Source organism: Corynebacterium pseudokroppenstedtii, assembly GCF_019754945.1.
Lineage (GTDB): Bacteria > Actinomycetota > Actinomycetes > Mycobacteriales > Mycobacteriaceae > Corynebacterium > Corynebacterium pseudokroppenstedtii.
In genome coordinates this window covers 1-5,802 of record NZ_JAEUWU010000008.1, presented here as the reverse complement: position 1 = coordinate 5,802, position 5,802 = coordinate 1, and the positions used below count along the sequence as shown (strand labels likewise).

General features: G+C 54.9%; 3 rRNA genes. All 3 read right to left on the bottom strand.

Going from position 1 to position 5,802, the window contains the following annotated elements:
* Positions 1-55: 55 nt before the first annotated feature.
* Positions 56-172: ribosomal RNA gene (gene rrf, locus JMN36_RS10590) — 5S ribosomal RNA — on the bottom strand.
* Positions 173-277: 105 nt separating this feature from the next.
* Positions 278-3,348, bottom strand: a 23S ribosomal RNA gene (locus tag JMN36_RS10585).
* A 410-nt stretch (positions 3,349-3,758) separates the two neighbouring features.
* Positions 3,759-5,281, bottom strand: a 16S ribosomal RNA gene (locus JMN36_RS10580).
* The 16S, 23S and 5S rRNA genes sit together here, the layout of an rRNA operon.
* Between the last annotated feature and the right edge of the window lie 521 nt (positions 5,282-5,802).

The window sequence follows — 5,802 nt, the reverse complement described above, 5'->3', positions numbered from 1 at the left end:
GGGCTCGCACCACACACAAACACAAACACGCCATATTCTATTATTCCAACGTCAAGGTTGGCGGCGACCTACTCTCCCACACCCTCCCAGGTGCAGTACCATCGGCGCAGGCAGGCTTAGCTTCCGGGTTCGGAAAGGGACCGGGCGTGACCCCACCGCACTAACCACCAACACACATCAAGGACAACACACAACCCAACCCAACAAGCAGGTGAGCTGCACAAGACACCAAACAGTAGACGCAAGCAACCAACAAACCATCGTATCCCGCCACAGGATTGTTGTTTAGTTCGGTCAATTAGTACCGGTCACCTCAACACATCACTGTGCTTACAGATCCGGCCTATCAACCCCATCATCTCTGGGGAACCTCAAAAGAAACCTCATCATGAAACAGGCTTCCCGCTTAGATGCTTTCAGCGGTTATCCCTCCCGTACGTAGCCAACCAGCCCTGCCCCAGGCAAAACAACTGGCACACCAGAGGTACGTCCGTCCCGGTCCTCTCGTACTAGGGACAGCCTTTCTCAAGTTTCCACGCGCGCGGCGGATAGAGACCGAACTGTCTCACGACGTTCTAAACCCAGCTCGCGTGCCGCTTTAATGGGCGAACAGCCCAACCCTTGGGACCTACTCCAGCCCCAGGATGCGACGAGCCGACATCGAGGTGCCAAACCATCCCGTCGATATGGACTCTTGGGGAAGATCAGCCTGTTATCCCCGGGGTACCTTTTATCCGTTGAGCGACACCGCATCCACAAGCCAGTGCCGGATCACTAGTCCCAACTTTCGTTCCTGCTCGACCCGTCAGTCTCACAGTCAAGCTCCCTTATGCACTTACACTCACCACCTGATTGCCAACCAGGCTGAGGGAACCTTTGGGCGCCTCCGTTACCATTTAGGAGGCAACCGCCCCAGTTAAACTACCCACCAGGCACTGTCCCTAACCCAGATCATGGGCCGAGGTTGAGATGCTCAATACGATCAGAGTGGTATTTCACCAACGACTCCACCACCACTAGCGTGGCCGCTTCACAGTCTCCCACCTATCCTACACAAACCGAACCAAACACCAATACCAAGCTATAGTGAAGGTCCCGGGGTCTTTTCGTCCTGCCGCGCGTAACGAGCATCTTTACTCGTACTGCAATTTCGCCGGGCCTATGGTTGAGACAGCAGAGAAGTCGTTACGCCATTCGTGCAGGTCGGAACTTACCCGACAAGGAATTTCGCTACCTTAGGATGGTTATAGTTACCACCGCCGTTTACTGGGGCTTAAATTCTCCGCTTCGACCACACAGGGCGGCCTAACAGGTCCTCTTAACCTTCCAGCACCGGGCAGGCGTCAGTCCGTATACCTCGACTTCACGTCTTCGCACGGACCTGTGTTTTTAGTAAACAGTCGCTTCCCTCTACTCTCTGCGACCACCACCAGCTCAACCAGTCTGTCACCAGCAGTGGTCCCCCTTCTCCCGAAGTTACGGGGGCATTTTGCCGAATTCCTTAACCACAGTTCACCCGTCGCCTTAGTATTCTCTACCTGACCACCTGTGTCGGTTTCGGGTACGGGCCGCACACACACATCGCTAGAGGCTTTTCTCGACAGCAATGGATCACCAACATCCCCACAACGGGTACGCATCACGCCTCACCCTCGATGGCATCCGGATTTACCTAGACACCGGGCTACACGCTTACACCACAATCCAATAAGTGGCTCGGCTACCACACTGCGTCACCCCATCACTTGACTACTACCAGATCAGGCCCCACGCATCCACACACACAACAACCCAAAAGGCCATTACGCGTGCTTCAGGGCGGTTAGTATCACTGATTCACCATGGGCGCGCATGCACGGGTACGGGAATATCAACCCGTTATCCATCGACTACGCCTGACGGCCTCGCCTTAGGCCCCGACTCACCCTGGGAAGAAAAGCTTAACCCAGGAACCCTTAGTCATCCGGCGGACAAGATTCTCACTTGTCATTCGCTACTCATGCCTGCATTCTCACTCGCATACCCTCCACCACCAGTCACCTGACAGCTTCCACGAGCACACGACGCTCCCCTACCAAACCACAAACGCGGTTTCCGCGGCTTCGGCGGTGCACTTAAGCCCCACTACATTGTCGGCGCACAACCACTCGACCAGTGAGCTATTACGCACTCTTTCAAGGATGGCTGCTTCTAAGCCAACCTCCTGGTTGTCTTCGCGATCCCACATCCTTTTCCACTTAGTACACACTTAGGGGCCTTAGCCGGCGATCTGGGCTGTTTCCCTCTCGACCCACGGAGCTTATCCCCCGCAGTCTCACTGCCACGCTCTCACCTTGCTGGCATTCGGAGTTTGGCTGATGTCGCTAAGATGATAGTCCCGCTAAACCATCCAGTCGCTCTACCTCCAACAAGAAACACGCAACGCTGCACCTAAATGCATTTCGGGGAGAACCAGCTATCACGGAGTTTGATTGGCCTTTCACCCCTACCCACAACTCATCCCCGCAGTTTTCAACCTACGTGGGTTCGCGCCTCCACAACGTCTTACCGATGCTTCACACTGGCCATGGGTAGATCACCCCGCTTCGGGTCCAGGACACGCCACTGACTCGCCCTCATTAGGACTCGGTTTCCCTACGACTACCCCACACGGGTTAACCTCGCGACGCGCCGCTGACTCGCAGGCTCATTCTTCAAAAGGCACGCCATCACCCCACAACGAGGCTCTGACGGCTTGTAGGCACACGGTTTCAAGAACTCTTTCACTCCCCTCCCGGGGTACTTTTCACCATTCCCTCACGGTACTATCCACTATCGGTCACATCACGTATTCAGGCTTACCGGGTGGTCCCGGCAGATTCACAGCAGATTCCACGAGCCCACTGCTACTCGGGCACCACAGCACCCCACATGAAATGTGTTTTCACGTACCGGACTCTCACCGTCTACGGCAGGCCATTCCAAACCACTTCCGCTAACACACCACACGCAGGAGGGCGTCACTAGCCACCCAACACCACGGCCCCACAACACCACACACGCAACCCCTAGCAAGTATCACACGCATATGGTTTAGCCATCATCCACTTTCGCTCGCCACTACTCGCAGAATCATTATTATTTTCTCTTCCTACAGGTACTAAGATGTTTCACTTCCCCGCGTCACCCCCACACCGGCTATACATTCACCAGCAGGTCACCGCACACAACTACGGCAAGGTTACCCCATTCGGACACCCTCGGATCAACGCTTGATTGACAACTCCCCGAGGACTATCGCGGCCTTCCACGTCCTTCATCGGCGTAATGTGCCCAGGCATCCACCGTGCGCCCCTACAACAAACAACAACAAAAAGGCAACACTTCACCCCACCACACACACAAAACAACGCATGCGCGACGGAGCAAGAATAAACCAGACAAAATACAAAAAGAAAAGATTACTCGCGTCCACTATCCAGTTCTCACACAACACACCCACACCACACGAGGCCACCAACAAACAGCAACCACATATGGTCAGGCCAGGAACAACAACCATGTGCCATCCCAGACACCCAACAATGCACCAACGCACCCCAAAAACACAATTGTGTCAGCCACACACCACCCACCACCACACACTAACGCATGATGATTGCGATGCCGCACGCACACTGCGTGCCCAAGCAAGCCATCCACCCACAAAAACAAAACAGTCAACGCACACCAGCCACCGGCCGGCCCCTGCGCCAACACAAAAAAGTAAAGCTCCTTAGAAAGGAGGTGATCCAGCCGCACCTTCCGGTACGGCTACCTTGTTACGACTTCGTCCCAATCGCCAATCCCACCTTCGACGGCTCCCTAACGAGTTTAGGCCACCGGCTTCGGGTGTTACCAACTTTCATGACGTGACGGGCGGTGTGTACAAGGCCCGGGAACGTATTCACCGCAGCATTGCTGATCTGCGATTACTAGCGACTCCGACTTCATGGAGTCGAGTTGCAGACTCCAATCCGAACTGAGACTGGCTTTACGAGATTAGCCCCACCTCACGGTATCGCAACTCTCTGTACCAGCCATTGTAGCATGTGTGAAGCCCTGGACATAAGGGGCATGATGATTTGACGTCATCCCCACCTTCCTCCGAGTTAACCCCGGCAGTCTCCCGCGAGTCCCCAACCAAATGCTGGCAACACGAGACAAGGGTTGCGCTCGTTGCGGGACTTAACCCAACATCTCACGACACGAGCTGACGACAACCATGCACCACCTGCACACCAGCCACAAAGGGAACAACCATCTCTGGCCGCATCCAGTGCATGTCAAGCCCAGGTAAGGTTCTTCGCGTTGCATCGAATTAATCCACATGCTCCGCCGCTTGTGCGGGCCCCCGTCAATTCCTTTGAGTTTTAGCCTTGCGGCCGTACTCCCCAGGCGGGGCGCTTAATGCGTTAGCTACGGCACGGATCCCGTGGAAGGAAACCCACACCTAGCGCCCACCGTTTACGGCATGGACTACCAGGGTATCTAATCCTGTTCGCTACCCATGCTTTCGCTCCTCAGCGTCAGTTACTGCCCAGAGACCCGCCTTCGCCACCGGTGTTCCTCCTGATATCTGCGCATTTCACCGCTACACCAGGAATTCCAGTCTCCCCTACAGTACTCCAGTCATGCCCGTATCACCTGCCAACCCGGAGTTAAGCCCCGGGCTTTCACAAATGACGCGACAGACCACCTACGAGCTCTTTACGCCCAGTAATTCCGGACAACGCTCGCACCCTACGTATTACCGCGGCTGCTGGCACGTAGTTAGCCGGTGCTTCTTCTACCACTACCGTCACCCCACAAGGGCTTCGTCATGGCTGAAAGGAGTTTACAACCCGAAGGCCGTCATCCCCCACGCGGCGTCGCTGCATCAGGCTTGCGCCCATTGTGCAATATTCCCCACTGCTGCCTCCCGTAGGAGTCTGGGCCGTATCTCAGTCCCAATGTGGCCGTCCACCCTCTCAGGCCGGCTACCCGTCGACGCCTTGGTAGGCCATTACCCCACCAACAAGCTGATAGGCCGCGAGCTCATCCCTTACCGAAAAAATCTTTCCACCACACCACCTACAGCATGGTCCTATCCAGTATTAGACCCAGTTTCCCAGGCTTATCCCAAAGTAAGGGGCAGATCACCCACGTGTTACTCACCCGTTCGCCACTCGAGCACCCTGCAAGCAGGGCCTTTCCGTTCGACTTGCATGTGTTAAGCACGCCGCCAGCGTTCGTCCTGAGCCAGGATCAAACTCTCCATACAAACAAAGCACAAAAAGCCTGAAAACCAAGCAAAAAACAAACCCCGACACAAAAACGAAATCCTGCATCAGAATTCACAAAGTTGTTGCAGCCCACCAACGGGGAAGGCAGACCACAACCACACCACAAAACAAAAAATGTTTAGGTGATAAAAAATCTTGTCATGATGATCAAAGCAACCACCACAACACTGTGGCACCTGCTGCGACCAACACAAAAGTACATTGGCACACTATCGAGTTCTCACACAACACACGCACACACACCAACTAAGCACACCACAACCTGATGCACCAGCATGTGCAGCAAGCAGAAACCCTAACACCACAACCAGCCAGACGCAAACACGCGCCACAACCGGAAAACAACAAACAGTGAAAGAATCTCCACCCCAACCACCAACACAACCAACAACCGGCTACAAATCTTTCCAGCTGCCGGGCGGCTGCCTCGGCGACGACAAAAAACACTACACACCCCACCCACACACCACAAACCCCCAGCACACACCCACAAAACACA